Source organism: Photorhabdus hindustanensis (genome assembly GCF_002968995.1).
Taxonomy (GTDB): domain Bacteria; phylum Pseudomonadota; class Gammaproteobacteria; order Enterobacterales; family Enterobacteriaceae; genus Photorhabdus; species Photorhabdus akhurstii.
This window is the reverse complement of sequence record NZ_PUWT01000008.1, coordinates 1-17,715: the sequence shown is the minus strand read 5'-3', so window position 1 is coordinate 17,715 and position 17,715 is coordinate 1. Positions and strand designations below refer to the sequence as shown.

The 17,715-nt window shown below is 42.1% G+C and carries 11 protein-coding genes and 1 pseudogene; 7 read left to right on the top strand and 5 right to left on the bottom strand.

The annotated features are described in order from the left end of the window. Positions 1-67: 67 nt before the first annotated feature. Both C6H66_RS03375 and C6H66_RS03370 read left to right on the top strand, forming a co-directional pair. Positions 68-1,489 carry an aminotransferase-like domain-containing protein gene (locus tag C6H66_RS03375; RefSeq protein ID WP_105394818.1) on the top strand — a complete coding sequence of 474 codons (1,422 nt, stop codon included), beginning with the start codon at positions 68-70 and terminating at the stop codon, positions 1,487-1,489. A 37-nt stretch (positions 1,490-1,526) separates the two neighbouring features. Beyond that, entirely contained in the window at positions 1,527-1,727 is a 201-nt protein-coding gene (locus C6H66_RS03370) for an AbrB/MazE/SpoVT family DNA-binding domain-containing protein (protein WP_046395195.1), read from the top strand. Between the two features lie 114 nt (positions 1,728-1,841). Here the strand turns inward: C6H66_RS03370 and C6H66_RS03365 are convergent, their stop codons facing one another. Next, entirely contained in the window at positions 1,842-2,684 is an 843-nt protein-coding gene (locus C6H66_RS03365) for a hypothetical protein (protein WP_105394817.1), read from the bottom strand. A gap of 419 nt (positions 2,685-3,103) precedes the next feature. After that, positions 3,104-3,910, bottom strand: coding sequence for a hypothetical protein (locus C6H66_RS03360; RefSeq protein ID WP_105394816.1), 807 nt, complete (start codon positions 3,908-3,910; stop codon positions 3,104-3,106). A gap of 592 nt (positions 3,911-4,502) precedes the next feature. On the opposite strand from C6H66_RS03360, the gene C6H66_RS03355 reads away from it, so the two are divergent. Continuing rightward, positions 4,503-5,699: a phage tail protein gene (locus C6H66_RS03355; protein ID WP_105394815.1), complete on the top strand. Its 1,197-nt coding sequence runs from the start codon at positions 4,503-4,505 to the stop codon at positions 5,697-5,699. A 165-nt stretch (positions 5,700-5,864) separates the two neighbouring features. Here the strand turns inward: C6H66_RS03355 and C6H66_RS03350 are convergent, their stop codons facing one another. Then, positions 5,865-6,437 (bottom strand): nuclear transport factor 2 family protein, encoded by a 573-nt coding sequence (locus C6H66_RS03350; protein WP_105394814.1) that lies wholly within the window; start codon positions 6,435-6,437, stop codon positions 5,865-5,867. Between the two features lie 439 nt (positions 6,438-6,876). On the opposite strand from C6H66_RS03350, the pseudogene C6H66_RS03345 reads away from it, so the two are divergent. Continuing rightward, positions 6,877-7,058, top strand: a pseudogene (locus tag C6H66_RS03345) (IS1634 family transposase); the annotation flags it as partial. Between the two features lie 499 nt (positions 7,059-7,557). Further along, entirely contained in the window at positions 7,558-7,980 is a 423-nt protein-coding gene (locus C6H66_RS03340; RefSeq protein ID WP_046395201.1) for a hypothetical protein, read from the top strand. A 262-nt stretch (positions 7,981-8,242) separates the two neighbouring features. On the opposite strand, the gene ychF is transcribed toward C6H66_RS03340, so the two are convergent. Next, positions 8,243-9,334 carry a redox-regulated ATPase YchF gene (gene ychF, locus C6H66_RS03335; protein ID WP_105394812.1) on the bottom strand — a complete coding sequence of 364 codons (1,092 nt, stop codon included), beginning with the start codon at positions 9,332-9,334 and terminating at the stop codon, positions 8,243-8,245. Positions 9,335-9,468: 134 nt separating this feature from the next. Beyond that, positions 9,469-10,059, bottom strand: a complete 591-nt coding sequence (gene pth, locus C6H66_RS03330; protein WP_046395203.1) for an aminoacyl-tRNA hydrolase — start codon at positions 10,057-10,059, stop codon at positions 9,469-9,471. A 278-nt stretch (positions 10,060-10,337) separates the two neighbouring features. On the opposite strand from pth, the gene C6H66_RS03325 reads away from it, so the two are divergent. Both C6H66_RS03325 and C6H66_RS03320 read left to right on the top strand, forming a co-directional pair. Continuing rightward, positions 10,338-12,281: a phage tail protein gene (locus tag C6H66_RS03325; RefSeq protein WP_105394811.1), complete on the top strand. Its 1,944-nt coding sequence runs from the start codon at positions 10,338-10,340 to the stop codon at positions 12,279-12,281. 249 nt (positions 12,282-12,530) lie between these two features. Beyond that, positions 12,531-17,715, top strand: a 5,185-nt coding sequence (locus C6H66_RS03320) for an inverse autotransporter beta domain-containing protein (protein ID WP_146111017.1), incomplete at its 3' end; no start/stop codon positions are given.

The window sequence follows — 17,715 nt, the reverse complement described above, 5'->3', positions numbered from 1 at the left end:
AAAAATAACTATAATAGTGACAGTTTTCTGTATATTAACTATAACAGTTCGCGGAGAGGTCTAATTGATGAAGCGTTATGAACAATTTGCCAGGCAAATTCTTCAACATATCGAAGATGGCACCTGGCTGGTGGGAGATAGATTACCTTCACTGAGAGAGTCAGTGAAGTTATCAGGTTTGAGTTTGATGACCGTTGTTCAATCTTATCAATTATTAGAGAGTCAGGGGTGGATCGTTTCTCGTCCTCAATCGGGTTATTACGTTGCTAAACGTTTACAACCCTTTGCCGCCGCAAAAGGGGGAAAGCGATTACATTTAAGTGAAAGCGTGGAAATAAGCGCTTCTATTTTTGATGTATTACAGGCGTGTAAAGATCCTGCGATTATTCCGTTTGGTTCAGCATTTCCGGACCCATCCTTATTGATTCAACCTAAACTTTCCAAAGCGTTAGCGGCTGCTGCCAGGCGAATAGCGCCGCATAGCGCTTTAGCCAATTTACCGCCGGGAAATGATAAGTTACGCCGTAACATATCACGCCGTTATGCAATGCATGGTATTCATGTCTCTCCTGATGAAATTGTCATTACCGCTGGTGCGATGGAATCACTGAGCTTCAGTTTACAGTCGGTGACGGAGCCGGGTGATTGGGTGGTGATTGAATCACCGGCTTTTTACGGCGCTTTACAGGCCATTGAACGTTTGCGCTTGAAAGCGGTAGCCATCAAAACTGATCCACAAAACGGTATTGATTTGGATGCGCTGGAGGAGGTGATTCAGAAATACCCGATAAAAGCTTGTTGGTTAATGACTCACTTTCAGAACCCGCTAGGGGGAACGATGTCCGCTGACAGTAAATTACGGCTGGTGCATATCCTGAACTGTAATCAGGTGGCGCTGATTGAAGATGATGTTTATGGTGAACTCTATTTCGAGCAACAACGGCCTGTACCGGCGAAAGGGTTGGACAGTGAAAACAACTTTATGCATTGCTCCTCGTTTTCTAAATGTCTGGCGCCGGGATTTCGGGTAGGTTGGGTTGCAGCAGGAAAACATGCCAAAAAAATCCAACAGCTACAAATGATGAGTACCGTTTCTGCCAGCATGCCGACGCAATTGGCAATTGCTGATTATCTTGCGGAGGGGGGATATGACAACCACTTACGCCGCCTTCGTCGCACATTGGAGCAACGTCAACACCTGATGTTACGAGCGATTGGTGACTATATGCCTGCGTCAGTAAAAGTAAATTGCCCTAAAGGCGGCTATTTTCTCTGGTTGGAATTTGAGCCATCGTTCAGTGCGCAGCGGCTTTATCAACTGGCATTGGCGGAAGGGATCAGCATTGCTCCGGGCAGTATGTTTTGTACTAGCGAACAGTTTAACCATGCCTTTCGTCTGAATGCCTCTTTTGATTGGGATCAGAAAATGGAACATGCTATGCAGACTTTAGGCAATATTTGTCATACATTATTGGCTGAAATGGCCTGATCTCAGGCTGATATTAATCTCTATCAAGGAGAATCTCGTGGAGAAAGCAACGGTATTTAAAAGTAACCGTTCTCAAGTAAGTAGTCCGACCTTCCAAAGTTGTGGTTTTCCCGAAGATGTGAAACAGGTTGATGTGGTTGGTGAATCTTGGGATAGTTGGTTTGATGGTCTTGGTGTTACGGCAGATTTCTTGATAGAACGTGACCAGCTTCCAGTGCAAGAACGTGAGGGATTCTGATACTGAGACACTATGCTTGATACCAGGAATACTCTGTGGTTTATCGCTGATTCAATGAACTTTATGGTGTCCACGACCTTTTTGCAGACACCATTTTGGGATTATTTCACCGCATTATTCTATACAAAACGCTCTTACATTACTTCCTTTCTTTCTCCGAGTGGTCATACTGTTAATCCAATCTTCTAATGATACCTTCTGTGCTTTCTCGAATGCAGGTCTTACATTTACCCATGATTCGTATCTTAGGTTATATTCTGCTTGTGGCAGGAAGTAATGAGATTTGAATTCGATAAGACCTTTATCATCTTCGTAAGCGACGATTGAAAACTCAGACCAATATAAGAAGAATGAAACGCCACCTCTTGGTGATGTAGCAAGAACACTTTGAACGAAATTGGATTGAGTTTGTCTCCTGCCTGCATAGGATAATGCTGCGATAGCTAATTGTCTCAGAGGGGTTTTCATCTGCTCTTTCTCTTGACTAGATAATCCTAAGAAGTTTTCCAGGAAAGAGTTGATCAAAACATCTGCATCATGACTTTTTTGAATAACATTTTGTACGCTTGTTGACAGCAAAGAAAGGAATGGAACGCCAGATAACTCTTCTGTAAATGAGAAGAAATTCTTTTTATTACCTTGGCCTTGAGGATCTAAAGGATTATAGCCTGAGACCGCACGGCACATATTAATAACAGTTTGCAAGCCTTCGGTAATGCTTAACGGATTTTTAGATGATGTGGAAGAGTCTTTTGCAAGCTGTGTATAATCTCCTGTAGCTGCGCCATTAGCCGGGCTCTGTACATCGGAATAATCGCCAGCATCAGGAGAATCCATAATAATATTGCCTGAGCGTTCCCAATCGTTAAGGAGTCTTGTTCCTCCTCTTTCAATATGTTCTATCCATTCTTGGGCTTTTTTAACTGCATAATCAGGATTATTTAAGATATGTTCCATGATTTTTATCCTTAATAGATTTATTAAGTTAGGGATTGAATGTTAGGGTACTGTTGAAAATAGGGAACAATGTTTAACCCTATTATTAACAGTGAGATAAATCGATAATCATGTACTTAATATTACTGCTTTTTTAGCTTGGTAATTTTTGTTTTAAATTTTTGTTAACGAATGTTAAATATATTTTTTGCAAACTAAGTATATCCATAAATGGATATTTTTCACTATCAAATATTAAGGGTATGTAATTTAACTTATTCCTCACGGATAAATGGTTGTTTGTGTGATATTTTCATATATTGTATTTTTATTGAGTTTAATAGTTTTATTGAATAACTATAATGAGAATAATCTCAGAACATATTGGTAATGATGTCATTGATATAAATCAATTAATCTACTTATAGAAAGCTTTCAGTTTATGCTTTCGTTTTGGTTGTCATACAATCGATTAAATATTCTATGGTTATCTTATCTTCTTTCTCCAATACCGATCTTGTCATTTCCCATATTTTCTGGCTGAGATTATATTCTGCCTGGCAAAGATTATAATGAGATGTAAATTTAATCGTACCTTTGTTATCTACTTTCTTTATTGTCAATACAAAAGAATAGAGTAAGAGTGACACTCCATTTGGGGTTTTAGCCAGAGCATATTGTACCAGGTTGGATTTTTTTTCCTTCTGATCGGCATATGATAAAGCGGTATCAATCAACTTTTTCAAATAAATCTTAAGGGTAATTTTATCTTGAGGAGATAATCCTTGAAAGACTTTAATAAAAGAATCGATCAAGACATCTGTGTCATGGCTTTGTTGAGTGACCGTACTTTTGTCTGCCCATAGTAAAGAGAGAAAGGGAACCTTTTCTATTTCTTCGGTGAATGCTATGAATTTCTCCGTATTGCCATCACCTTCTGGTTCCAATGGATCATAGCCTGATGCGACTCGACATAAATTGATGATAGTTTGCAGCCCCTCAGTGACACTGACTGGATATTTATTTGATGTAGCTGATTTCTTTGCGAATAGTGTGTATGCATTTGTCGTTGCTACACTGGCTGGACTTTGTATATCAGAAAGATTCTCAATTGCGGAGAAGTGAGTAAAAATATTATCTGAATGTGGCTGTGTTTTAGAATATTTTTCTCCTTTGTGTTTAATGTATTCTATCCACTCTTGAACATCTTTAAATTTATGATCAATATTTGTGAATATATCTTTCATAGTTTTTTCCTTATATGGATTTATTAGATAAGTAATTGATTTCTATTTTTTACTCAACATAATTTCCAGATTCAGAAACGATAATTTATTTTATATCAATAACAATATTTTAATAATAGTGTAAAAATGTAATATGTAAAGTCTATTTCAATAAAATTTGTGCGGTTTTTATTGAATAATCTTACATTATACTATTCTGCTATTTATTTTTTATTTTATAATAATGCATTTTATTATTAATTATTTGTCGATTTGTTTTGATTCATATTTATTAGGTGAAAATAATTACAAGTGAAAATTACGATCAATTATATTAACTTATTGGTTGAGTTTTTTGTTGTATAGTTTGTCTTATTTATTCTATTGCTCGGTGAGTAGCACTGTCTAAAGAATGTAATGTGGATTTGTTGTGTGAGAAATTTTTTATTTTTATTTTTATCAATTATAAGAATAGTTGTAAATTTAAGTTGTAAGAATGTTTCATTATTCTTTTTCTAAGCTAGACTATGATTGAAATGAATTTTTAGGAATGGTTTATACAGTATTTCAATATGTTGTTTATAAAATAATATTATTTGATTTTGGAGGATGTATGAGTCCAAAGAGTGATTTTAAAGCTTTTTCTATTAGTAACAATGCTAATGTAGTGAGTCAAGGAGAATATGAACAAAGTCCAAATTTAAAGACTGGATTTCCACCGGATAATATTACTATTCATTTACTTAATAAGGTATTACGTCAGTCGTCGGCAATAGCCTCTGTTGTGGCTAATTTTATCGCGACATATTCCGGCAATGATGTTTTGGATGATGGGGATATCGTTAAACTCGCTGCCCAATTAAATAGCGCGTTAGAACAAAAAATTGCAACCGAAGTACCAAATTCCTCATTAACACAAAAAGGTGTCACTCAGCTCACCGATAAAACCGGCAATAGTAATACCCTTGCGGTAACACAGAAGCTAGTTTCTGATGTAAATGATAATGCTAATAACCGATTGGCAAAAGATCAAAACGGTGCAGATATTCCTGATAAAAAAGCATTTGTGGAAAATCTCGGTTTAGAAGTTATTAGTACAAAACCGGTTGTTGTTGGGAATAATACAGCTTCTACAATCGATAATTTTGATAACATTCCTCAGAATTCGACATATTTTGCATATCCAGAAGGGCTAAACGGCCCAGGGATATATGGTCCAGGAATGAGACTTTCAGGAGGGTATGGAGGCTTTAAGGGTTATGAGCTGATGATTCAAGCCACATATGCGCAGAAGAGCGAATTATATTTTAGAATGCGCAATGGTGACATTAATAGATGGAATCCGTGGTACAAAGTCTGGTCAACAAGCAACGCCAAGCCGGATACTAATGGCAACCTTAAAGTTTCCAGCCCAGTAGTAGATATTCATCCAGATGGAACTTATCAGTTAACTCGCGAAGCGGAAGGGGTGACGGTCAAACGGATAGAGACAGGGAAATATCGTATCAGCGGCTGCAATGGTTTTGCAAAAGATGGAGAGTGGGGAATTCACGGTGGTACCATTGTTCCGGCAGACAGCAACGGGTTAAATCTGATTTGGGTTTGTGAATTGGTAGATCCATCTAGCGGCGATATAACCATCGAATGTTATCATCGTCAAAATGGAGATGCGCCGATATTTGCGCAAAATAAGCGTGTTAAGAGTATTAACGATGACGGGGAAGTTATTTATTACCATGATGGTGAGTTATGCGACATTCCTGATGGTCGAGTAATTAATGTTCGAGTGCAACTGCCGGAAAAACCATAGGAATAATACAATTGTAAATAGGCGGTTTTTTCTGACTAGCCGGTTTTGTAAAGAATTGCGCATACAAGTTATCATGCTCACCACCACTATTGGGGCGGACCCAAACATATAACATTGCAACATTTACGGACTCGCTCTTAAGCAAGTCCGTACGAAATTGTTGAATCAATTACTAATACCTACCTGTTTCATAAGCACAGAATCGTCCCAGAAGAGATACTCTTCATCCATAACCCCTTGTTTGTTCCAGTGTCCGAGTGTCGCCATAGGGAGGTGATACGCCTTACCTGTAGGTTTAATAACCTTACCATCTGGGAGAACCATAGGTTTCGTAAATGTTCCATCTGTAAATCCCGTAACAGCGGTCCATTCCGCGTCAGCAGTACCAAACCGTACCGGGTGCTCCGTGATTCGGTTATCAGGGGCAAATGTCCACATATACTTCAGATCGTCAAGATGCTGTCGAATACCCTTCGTAGTATGACCATCAGGGTAGTGAACAATAATGTTCATGGCATGGCTCTTATGTAGATCCCACCATCTTTGGTGTGTATAGACACGGAAATCAAGATCATCAAAGTTAGCCAAATTTTTTGCCAGGGCTTCGGGCATCCCTTTGATTTTGGGGGTTGGTTGCTCTGCTTTCGTGCCGGGCCAGTTGTTTTGCACCGCAAGTGCTACTGGGCTGGCAGTAAGCAGTAAAAGCGTGAATAACGATAACCTCTTGTGACTTTTCATGGTCTTTCCTCTTTGTGAGTACTAAAGGAACTAAAAGATTGTTTTATAAAGATTTAAGTATTGATGGACTCCTTAATGAGATAAATTAAAAATGATTGTTCATCGGCTTGTTTGAACTTTGACTAGATAGAGAAGAACCACCCAAAACAACGTAATTTGATTAGAGTAAGTAACTAAACGGACTTACATCGGATAACTATCGTATAGAAAGTCGTCAGGTAAAACATACTACGCCTAATAGAAAAGGCTGTAAATAGTCACATTAAGTAATTATAACCATAAAAAATCAACTGGCTCGGATTTGCCGTTTCTACATCAAAACCGTCTTCCATTAAAAACAAAAATCCATTCAACTATTTGTATTTTAATGTTTTTTTTTAAGTTTTGGAGATATCTTGCGATGATGTTAGAGATGAAAAATAAATTAGACATTGCGATGATCCTCAACGGACTGAAACAAAACGTCACCTTTTACCCGGATATGAAAAACCAGCAGATAGTCTCCCTAGCGCGTTGGGTGTTTTTAAGCTTGGAAGGAATAAATACCTTTGAATTTCAGGGACACTGGATGGTGACAGGGGGCCGCCATACCAGAATGCATTGTTGAAAATGTTAGGTTAATTATATGAGTCTTTTTATTCTTGAATAGGATGCGGAATATCGAATATATAGATACTATACAGTTTTTAATCTTGGCGGATATATATCGGTGAATTCTATATTTTATTGAGTGAGAAAGAATCTGTTTCAATAATTACATCTGTTAAAGCGCATGAGGATAGTTTAAAAAATACAATATAGTTCATCATCATAATAGATGCGGATGTTATTCACGGTTGGTTAAATGATTTGTATGATTTTCACGTTACTCTTAGATAAAATAATGAATGTAGGCTATTACGTCACGCTATAATGATGTGGATGCAATAGTAGTAGAAAATTATTTGCAATCATTCATAATAACCGTGAGTGATATTAATTTTCTAAAACGCTGTGAATATAGAGAATAATCTGTATATTTTTGTTTATATTATTTTAATAAAATATATATTGAGAGAGTTCAGTTGAAAAGCTGAGCGAGGAGATAGAAAGAAACCCTTAATCAAGAAAGGAGTTGATTATGAAAAAATTGTTTTTCTCGTTATTTGTATTGCTGTTGTTGAGTACCAGTAATATTGCTTCCGCCGCTTGTGCTTACATGAATGTACATAACAGTGGGGCAAGCTTGGCAGTTAACGGGTCCAGCGATGTGTATGGTCCATTCTCTATTTCTTGTTTGGGAGTGGTTTCGTTCACGTTCCAAGATCTGTCCGGTAATAACCCTACAAGCACCATCAATCACCTCATTGAAAAGATGGTCGGTGGATCGTGGCAGGTCGTTTCCCAAACTACCAGTTACGGTGAACGTTCCGTTACTCGTAGTTTTTTCCCGACTGCGACAGGTTCATATCGTTATCGAATCGTAAACAGCGGCCAGAGTGTTGTACGTAACTGGCGAATGGAAGGGCGAATACCATTGTTTACGATTCCTGGCACTCGTTGATAAATAACTAGCTGCTATGGCCGGAGATTGTGCCCCATTCTCCGGTTTTATTAAGTAAAGGGTTGCCAGGCTATCCGATCTTGGATTCTTTCGTGCGGTTGGATATACCAAGATCTGTCTGAATTGACAGCAGATGAGATAGAACGCTTGCTAGCATTGTTGCTCGATGAAAAAATCCACACAGATGCGTGGATTTTATGAGGTTTACCGTGTTTTCTGAACCGCCGTCAGACATTGAGATGTTACGGGGCAGCAGAAAGTATTAAACATTAAACAAGAAGTTCATCACATCGCCATCTTTAACGACATAATCCTTACCTTCTGAACGCATTTTACCGGCCTCTTTTGCACCTTGTTCACCTTTGTAAGTGATGAAATCTTCAAAAGAGATGGTTTGTGCGCGGATAAAACCTTTTTCGAAATCAGTATGGATCTTACCGGCTGCTTGTGGTGCGGTTGCGCCAACTGGGATAGTCCATGCCCGAACCTCTTTCACGCCGGCAGTGAAGTAAGTTTGCAGATTCAGTAACTGATAACCAGCGCGGATAACGCGATTTAAACCGGGTTCTTCTAGGCCAAGTTCAGCCATAAACTCTTCGCGTTCATCATCTTCCAGCTCCGCGATATCCGCTTCTACCGCGGCACAAACCGGAACGACCACCGAACCCTCTTTTTCTGCGATCGCACGAACAGCATCCAAATGTGGGTTATTTTCAAAACCCTCTTCGTTGACGTTAGCGATGTACATGGTGGGTTTCAGCGTCAGGAAACTCAGATAACGGATAGCCGCTTTCTCTTCGGTGCTGAGATCCAACGCCCGCAACATACCCGCTTGTTCCAGATGAGGCAGACATTTTTCCAGTACGGCCAATTCTGCTTTGGCATCTTTATCGCCGCCTTTGGCTCTTTTCTGGACACGATGAATGGCTCGTTCGCAGGTGTCCAGATCGGAAAGGGCTAGTTCGGTATTGATGATCTCAATATCCGCAGCAGGGTCAACTTGACCGGAAACGTGAATGATGTTGTCGTTGACGAAACAACGCACAACATGGCCGATAGCTTCTGTTTCACGAATGTTGGTCAGAAACTGGTTGCCCAAACCTTCACCTTTTGATGCGCCTTTTACCAGACCCGCAATATCGACGAATTCCATTGTGGTCGGTAGGATTCGCTGAGGTTTCACAATTTCCGCCAGTTGTTCAAGCCGTGGATCTGGCATAGGGACTACACCGGTATTGGGTTCAATGGTGCAGAACGGGAAGTTTGCCGCTTCGATACCTGCTTTAGTCAGCGCATTGAATAGTGTTGATTTTCCGACGTTAGGCAGGCCAACGATACCGCATTTGAATCCCATGATTTTCACCTTAAATTACTTATAAATCAAAAGGCTGTGTTAGCCTGTTCGATGAGTCAAAAAAATTGGCGCTATTATACACGGAATGGCGGGCTATCACGATCTTACAGACAAGATTTATCGATTCCATGTCATTAAGCGCCGGCTTTGAAGCTATGTAAACGATTGATTGCCTTATTCATATCTTGTTTCATCAGAATATCCGTACAACGCAGTGCTTCATCAATTGCATCATCGATCAGCTTTTGTTCACTGGCTGGTGGTCTGCCTAGCACAAAGCCAACCACTTTATTTTTATCGCCGGGATGGCCGATACCGATACGTAAGCGGTGAAAGTTAGGATTATTGCCAAATTTATTCTGAATATCTTTCAAGCCATTATGGCCGCCATGACTGCCACCCAGTTTCATTTTTGCCACTCCTGGCGGTAAATCGAGTTCATCATGGGCCACCAGAACTTCATCCGGTTGGATACGGTAGAAAGAGGCGAGGGCAGCGACAGATTTACCACTGAGATTCATAAATGTCGTCGGAACTAACAGACGAACATCGTGACCGCAGATATTAATCCGGGCGGTATAACCGAAAAATTTACTCTCTTCTTTCAGTGACTGATTGTGGCTTTGAGCGAGCAGGTCAACATACCAGGCTCCGGCATTGTGTCTGGTTTGGGCATATTCAGCACCGGGATTAGCCAGACCGACGATTAATTTTATGTTACTCACTATTTTTCTTCACTTTTAGCATGAAACAAAAAGGAGGCTAGTTTACCTGTCGGGTGCGACGAGTACAAAGTTCAGTTTGATGACTCGTTCCTTTAAGTGATTACCGATGGTTATCGAACAATAAGTTATTTTTAGGATGTGAAATTGTAAGGAATAATTATAAAAAATAGTTGTCAACTTAAGTTTTAAGAATGTTTCATTATTCTTCTTCTAAGCTAGAATATAATTGAAATAACTTATTGATTATAAATTGATATTATTTAATTTGAGGAGAATATATGAAACTCAAGAACGATTTTAAAGCTTTTTCCATTAGTAATAATGCCAATGTAGTCAGTCAAGAAGGATATGAAGATAGCCCGAGTTTAAAAACAGGATTTCCCCCGGAAAATATTACCACTCATTTACTCAACAAGGTATTACGTCAGTCGTCGACAATAACATCTGTTGTAGCTAATTTTATTGCGACATATTCTGACAATGATGTTCTGGATGATGGGGATATAGCTAAACTGATTGTCCAATTAAATAAAGCGTTAGAGCAAAAAATCGCAATACAAGTACCAAATGCTTCATTAACACAAAAAGGTGTTACTCAGCTCACAGATAAAATAGGTAATAGTAATACTCTCGCCGTCACTCAGAAGCTGGTTTCTGATGTAAATGATAATGCTAATAACCGATTGGCAAAAAATCAAAATGGCGCAGATATTCCTGATAAAAACGCATTTGTGAAAAACATCGGCTTATCGGAAACTGTGGAATTGGCGAAAAATGCAGTATCGGCCAATGGGGGAAACTATCCACAGTATTTTAGATTTAAACAGGTTGAAACGCTTCCCACCGAACGTAATGCGACGATGTTAGTTTCTTTACAGGGGGCTAAACCGACAAATGAGATAGTCGGGTTTACGCTTTACAATTGGTATGACAATTATATTAAAACGGGGATTGTGCGTGGTGGTAGCGTCGATACCTACGGATATACGATAGATATTAATGGCAGACGGGTTTTTTCTGTTTCTCCTGCCGGTCAGATTGAAGCTGCATCAGCGAATATAAATGGGAACGCTAGGTTTAAACAAGTCGAGACAATTCCCACCGAACGTAATGCGGTTGTGTTAGCTTCTGAATCTGGTGGAAGACCGGCGGGTACAATAGTCTCGTATACACTTTACAATTGGTATGACAATTATGCTAAAGCCGGTATTGTGCGTGGTGGTAGTGTAGATACCTATGGATATTCTATAGATATTAATGGTAGACGGGTTTTCTCTGTTTCTCCTGCGGGTTTAATTGAAGCAGCGTCAGCGAATATACGAGGGAATGCGGGGACTTTTAACATAATGCATGATATTGGTAAACATGCCTATTTTCAGTTTATTGAGGGAGCAAAAAGAACGGCCTACGTTGGATTTCCGGGTGACGGGTCACCGGATTTTGATATTTGTAATGAAAAAAAATCTAGCAAATTGACAATCGGTGGAGAATTGGCCGCATATATTAATAACAATCGGGTTTTCTCTGTTTCTCCTGAGGGGCGGATTAATGCCGGGTCGGCAAATTTAAAGGGGGCTGGAGGTGTTTTTAATATAACATATGACGCAGGTAGACACGCATATTTTCAGTTTTTTGAGGGGGGAAAAAGAACCGCCTACATTGGGGTTCCAGGTGATGGGTTACAGGATTTTGATATTTGCAATGAAAAAAGATACGGCAGATTGACAATTGGCGGCGATAAATTGCAATATAACGGTAATCCTATTGCCATCCTGAATAATAACTGTATCGCTGACACTAACGGCAATCTCAAAGTATCCAGCCCCGTAGTAAGTATTTATCCAGACGGAACTTATGAGCTAACTCGTGAAGCGGAGGGTATGATTGTCGAGCGGATAGAGACAGGGAAATATCGCATCAGCGGCTGCGACGGTTTTGCTAAAGATGGGGCATGGGGAATTCATGGTGGTACCATTGTTCCGGCAGACAGTAACGGGTTAAATCTGATTTGGGTTAATGAATCAGTAGATATACCTAGTGGCGATATAACCATTGAATGTTATCATCGTCAAAATAGAGATGCGCCGATATTTGCTCAAAATAAACGTGTTAAGAGTATTAGCGATGGCGGGGAAGTCGTTTATTACCATGATGGTGAACTATGTGATATCCCCGATGGCCGAGTGATTAATGTTAGAGTTCAACGGCCTGAAAAATCATAATAATTAAGTGCTAACTCATAATCACCAATAAGCAGAAAACCCGTTGAACTATTTGCACAACGGGTTTTTTCTGAAAATTGCGTAGGTACTTAATGTCGCATTGGATAAGAATTTACGATGGTTTTGCTAAGTGATTACTAATAGTTATCGGCTGATAATTTATTTTCATTATACAAAGCTATAAAAAGTCATTTAATGTGCTCAGTAGCTATAAATGAATATAACGGCGGAAACTTTATGGTAATACTGATGAACATCAATCGTATTTTTCGTAACGTAATAAGTTATAAAGTAAATAAGCGTGTACTCATGGCCTGTTTTTTATTTGCCGCGTTTATGCCACTGAAAAGTTATACTGCGTTACCTGAATTAGGAAACTCTTTGATTGGTGTTGAAAATTGTCAGGATTACCCAGAATCCGCCATGAAGCAAAATCAGGTTAGTAAGAAATTACACGAAAACGTTATTCATAAAGAGAAAAGGCGATCAGAGCAGAGGCGGTGCGGTAAATTTTTATCAAAGAAAAGCATAATAGGAAAAAACGATAGCGGTGAAAAACCAAAAATACCCCAGTTACATGAAAATGATCCTAAAGATGATAATCAAAATCTCCCGCCTTTAATCCTCTCTCGTGGCCCTGAACTCTTAGGGTTATTAAATCAAGATCCAAAAAAATTGGCGCAAGATTATATTGTCAACAAGTTAAATAATCAGATAACAAGTAATACCCAGAAGTGGTTATCACAGTTTGGCACAGCTAAAATTAATTTAAATGTTGATCATCATGGGCGCCTGGATGAAAGTTCCGTAGACTTACTCGTCCCTTTCTATGATGATAAAGATCACTGGCTTGTTTATAGCCAATATGGATATCGTCATAAAGATAGCCGTGACACTGTGAATTTAGGCATTGGAACCCGTTTATTCATAAACAATTGGATGTATGGGGCGAACACTTTTTACGATAATGATTTAACCGGTAATAACAGCCGATTTAGCCTGGGCGGTGAATTGTGGACTAACTACCTAAAAATGTCTGCTAACGCATATTTTCGCTTGAGTGATTGGCATAACTCTCGTGATTTAACCAATTATTATGAGCGCCCTGCAAATGGTTATGACCTTATTGCCGACATGTATTTACCTGCAATGCCGTCACTCGGCGCCAAAATAAAATATGAACAATATTTTGGTGATAATGTTGCGTTATTCGGAAAGGACAATAGGCAAAAAGATCCCTATGCAGCAACTATTGGGGTAAATTATACCCCGATTCCACTGATCACTGCGGGAGTTGACTATAAATTAGGGAAAGATGGAAAGAGTGATGGCATATTTTCATTCAATGTGAACTATCGATTTGGTGTTCCGTTATCAGAACAACTATCACCAGAAAATGTTTCTTCACTACGAAGTTTGGCTGGAAATCGTTACGACTTAGTTGAAAGAAATAATAATATTATTTTGAATTATCTGAAAAAACCGCAACGTTTTAGGTTACTGGTTCCTGTATTAGAAATTAGTGGTTACGGTGGTGAAGTTAAACCAATACAAATTCAATCAGATACTTCATTAAAAGATATTACCTGGGAAATGCCTGAATTATTCCAGAAGCATGGCGGGATTATAAACATAGAAAGTACTAATGGTTATACTATTCAGTTACCGGAATATCAGCCTGATGGAAAAAATGACTATACCATAACAGGTACAAGTAAAGATGGGCAGCAGGGAGTACAGATACAAACCCATGTATTACAACGTAATATTTCTTTGAGTGTTAATACAACCGATCCTTTAATTGCTGATGGCAATGCGAAATATGTCTACACAGCTACTCTGCTTGGCGCTGACAAAAAAACACCGATCGAAAATGCTAAATTGATTTGGGATACGGATAAAAAAGATCCTGGATTGAAATTAAAGCCTGATTCAGAGGCAACAGATAAAAATGGACAACAGACTGCAACATTAACCAGTACAACGCCATTATCCGATATACAAGTCAGTGTCAGTATTAATGGTGAACGTGTTACGACGGATAAAAAAGTCAGCTTTACTGAGTCCAGCAGCAGCTATCGAGTCTCTAGCGTGACGGTGGATGTGGATAAAGACCAGGTGCGCTACAACAACGGCAGTGACAGTTATACCTTCACGGCGACGGTGGTGGACGCGCATGGCAAGCCGGTAGCGGATAAACCGATCGACATTGACTGGCAGACCAATCCAAAGACTGACGGGTTAAAACTAACGAAACAGAGTAATTCGGTGAGTAATGCGCAGGGACAGGTCACGGCGACCTTAACCAGCACGGCGGCGGTGAAGGATGTGCAGGTATCGGCGAAAACGACTACCCAGCAGACGGCGGAGAACGCGAACGGGAAAGTCAGTTTTACGGAATACAGCGCCAGCTATTATGTCGCCAGCGTGACGGTGGATGCGGATAAAGACAAGGAACACTACAACAACGGCACTGACAGTTATACCTTCACGGCGACAGTGAAGGACGGGCACGGTAATCTGGTGGTGGGTAAACCGGTCGACATTGACTGGCAGACCAATCCAAAGACTGACGGGCTAAAACTGACGAAACAGAGCAATGCGGTGAGTAACGCGCAGGGGCAGGTTACCGCGACCTTAACCAGCACGGCGGCGGTATCTGATGTGCAGGTGTCGGCGAAAACGGCTACCCAGCAGACGGCGGAGAACGCGAACGGGAAAGTCAGTTTTACGGAGTACAGCGCCAGCTATTATGTCGCCAGCGTGACGGTGGATGCGGATAAAGACCAGGCGCACTACAACAACGGCAGTGACAGTTATACCTTCACGGCGACGGTGAAGGACGGGTACGGTAATCTGGTGGTGGGTAAACCGGTCGACATTGACTGGCAGACCAATCCAACGGTTGACGGGTTAAAACTGACGAAACAGAGCAATGCGGTGAGTAACGCGCAGGGACAGGTGACGGCGACCTTAACCAGCACGGCGGCGGTATCTGATGTACAGGTATCGGCGAAGACGGCTGCCCAGAAGACGGCGGAAAACGCGAATGGAAAAGTCAGTTTTACGGAGTACAGCGCCAGCTATTATGTCGCCAGCGTGACGGTGGATGCGGATGATAAAGACAAGGCGCATTACAACAACGGCACTGACAGTTATACCTTCACGGCGACGGTGAAGGACGGGCACGGCAATCTGGTGGTGGGTAAGCCGGTCGACATTGACTGGCAGACCAATCCAACGGTTGACGGGTTAAAACTGACAAAACAGAGCAATGCGGTGAGTAACGCGCAGGGACAGGTGACGGCGACCTTAACCAGCACGGCGGCGGTGAAGGATGTGCAGGTATCGGCGAAGACGGCTGCCCAGCAGACGGCGGAGAACGCGAATAGAAAAGTCAGTTTTACGGAGTACAGCGCCAGCTATTATGTCGCCAGCGTGACGGTGGATGCGGATAAAGACAAAGTACGCTACAACAACGGCAGGGACAGTTATACCTTCACGGCGACGGTGAAGGACGGACACGGCAATCTGGTGGTGGGTAAGCCGGTCGATATTGACTGGCAGACAGATCCAACGGTTGACGGGTTAAAACTGACAAAACAGAGCAATGCGGTGAGTAACGCGCAGGGACAGGTGACGGCAACCTTAACCAGCACGGCGGCGGTGAAGGATGTGCAGGTATCGGCGAAAACGGCGGCGAATCCGTCGTGGATAGAGGTTGATCAAAAGGTCAGCTTTGAGGAACTGAGTCTCAGTTATCAAGTCACCGGCGTGACGGTGGAAGTGGATAAAGACGAGAAGCGCTATAACAACGGTACCGACAGTTATACCTTCACGGCGACGGTAGTGGATGCGCATGGCAAGCCGGTAGCGGATAAGCCAATCGACATTGACTGGCAGACAAACCCAAAGGCTGATGGGTTAACCCTGACGAAACAAAGCAATCCGGTGAGTAACGCGCAGGGACAGGTGACGGCGACGTTAACCAGCACGGCGGCGGTGAAGGATGTGCAGGTATCGGCGAAGGCGGCGGCGAACCCGTCGTGGGTTGACGCTGATCAAAAGGTCAGCTTTGAGGAGCTGAGTCACAGTTATCGGGTCACCGGCGTGACGGTGGATGCGGATAAAGACAAGGCGCATTACAACAACGGCAGTGACAGTTATACCTTCACGGCGACGGTGAAGGACGGGCACGGCAATCTGGTGGTGGGTAAACCGGTCGACATTGACTGGCAGACAAATCCAACGGTTGACGGACTAAAACTGACGAAACAGAGCGATTCGGTGAGTAACGCGCAGGGACAGGTGACGGCGACCTTAACCAGCACGGCGGCGGTGAAGGATGTGCAGGTATCGGCGAAAACGGCGGCGAATCCGTCGTGGATAGAGGCTGATCAAAAGGTCAGCTTTGAGGAGCTGAGTCACAGTTATCGGGTCACCGGCGTAACGGTGGATGTGGATAAAGGCAAAGTACGCTACAACAACGGCAGGGACAGTTATACCTTCACGGCGACGGTGAAGGACGGGCACGGCAATCTGGTGGTGGGTAAACCGGTCGACATTGACTGGCAGACCGATTCAAAAGCTGACGGGTTAAAACTGACGAAACAGAGCAATTCGGTGAGTAACGCGCAGGGACAGGTGACGGCGACCTTAACCAGCACGGCGAAGGTTTCTGATGTGCAGGTATCGGTGAAGGCGGCGGCGAACCCGTCGTGGGTTGACGCTGATCAAAAGGTCAGCTTTGAGGAACTGAGTCTCAGTTATCGGGTCACCGGCGTAACGGTGGATGTGGATAAAGACAAAGTACGCTACAACAACGGCAGTGACAGTTATACCTTCACGGCGACGGTGAAGGACGGGCACGGCAATCTGGTGGTGGGTAAACCGGTCGACATTGACTGGCAGACCGATTCAAAAGCTGACGGGTTAAAACTGACGAAACAGAGCAATTCGGTGAGTAACGCGCAGGGACAGGTGACGGCGACCTTAACCAGCACGGCGAAGGTTTCTGATGTGCAGGTATCGGCGAAGGCGGCGGCGAACCCGTCGTGGGTTGACGCTGATCAAAAGGTCAGCTTTGAGGAACTGAGTCTCAGTTATCGGGTCACCGGCGTAACGGTGGAAGTGGATAAAGACAAAGTACGCTACAACAACGGCACTGACAGCTATACCTTCACGGCGACAGTGGTGGATGGGCATGGCAAGCCGGTAGCGGATAAAGCGATCGACATTGACTGGCAGACAAATCCAACGGTTGACGGGTTAAAACTGACGAAACAGAGCGATTCGGTGAGTAACGCGCAGGGGCAGGTGACGGCGACCTTAACCAGCACGGCTGTGGTGAAGGATGTGCAGGTATCGGCGAAAACGGCTACCCAGCAGACGGCGGAAAACGCGAATGGAAAAGTCAGTTTTACGGAGTACAGCG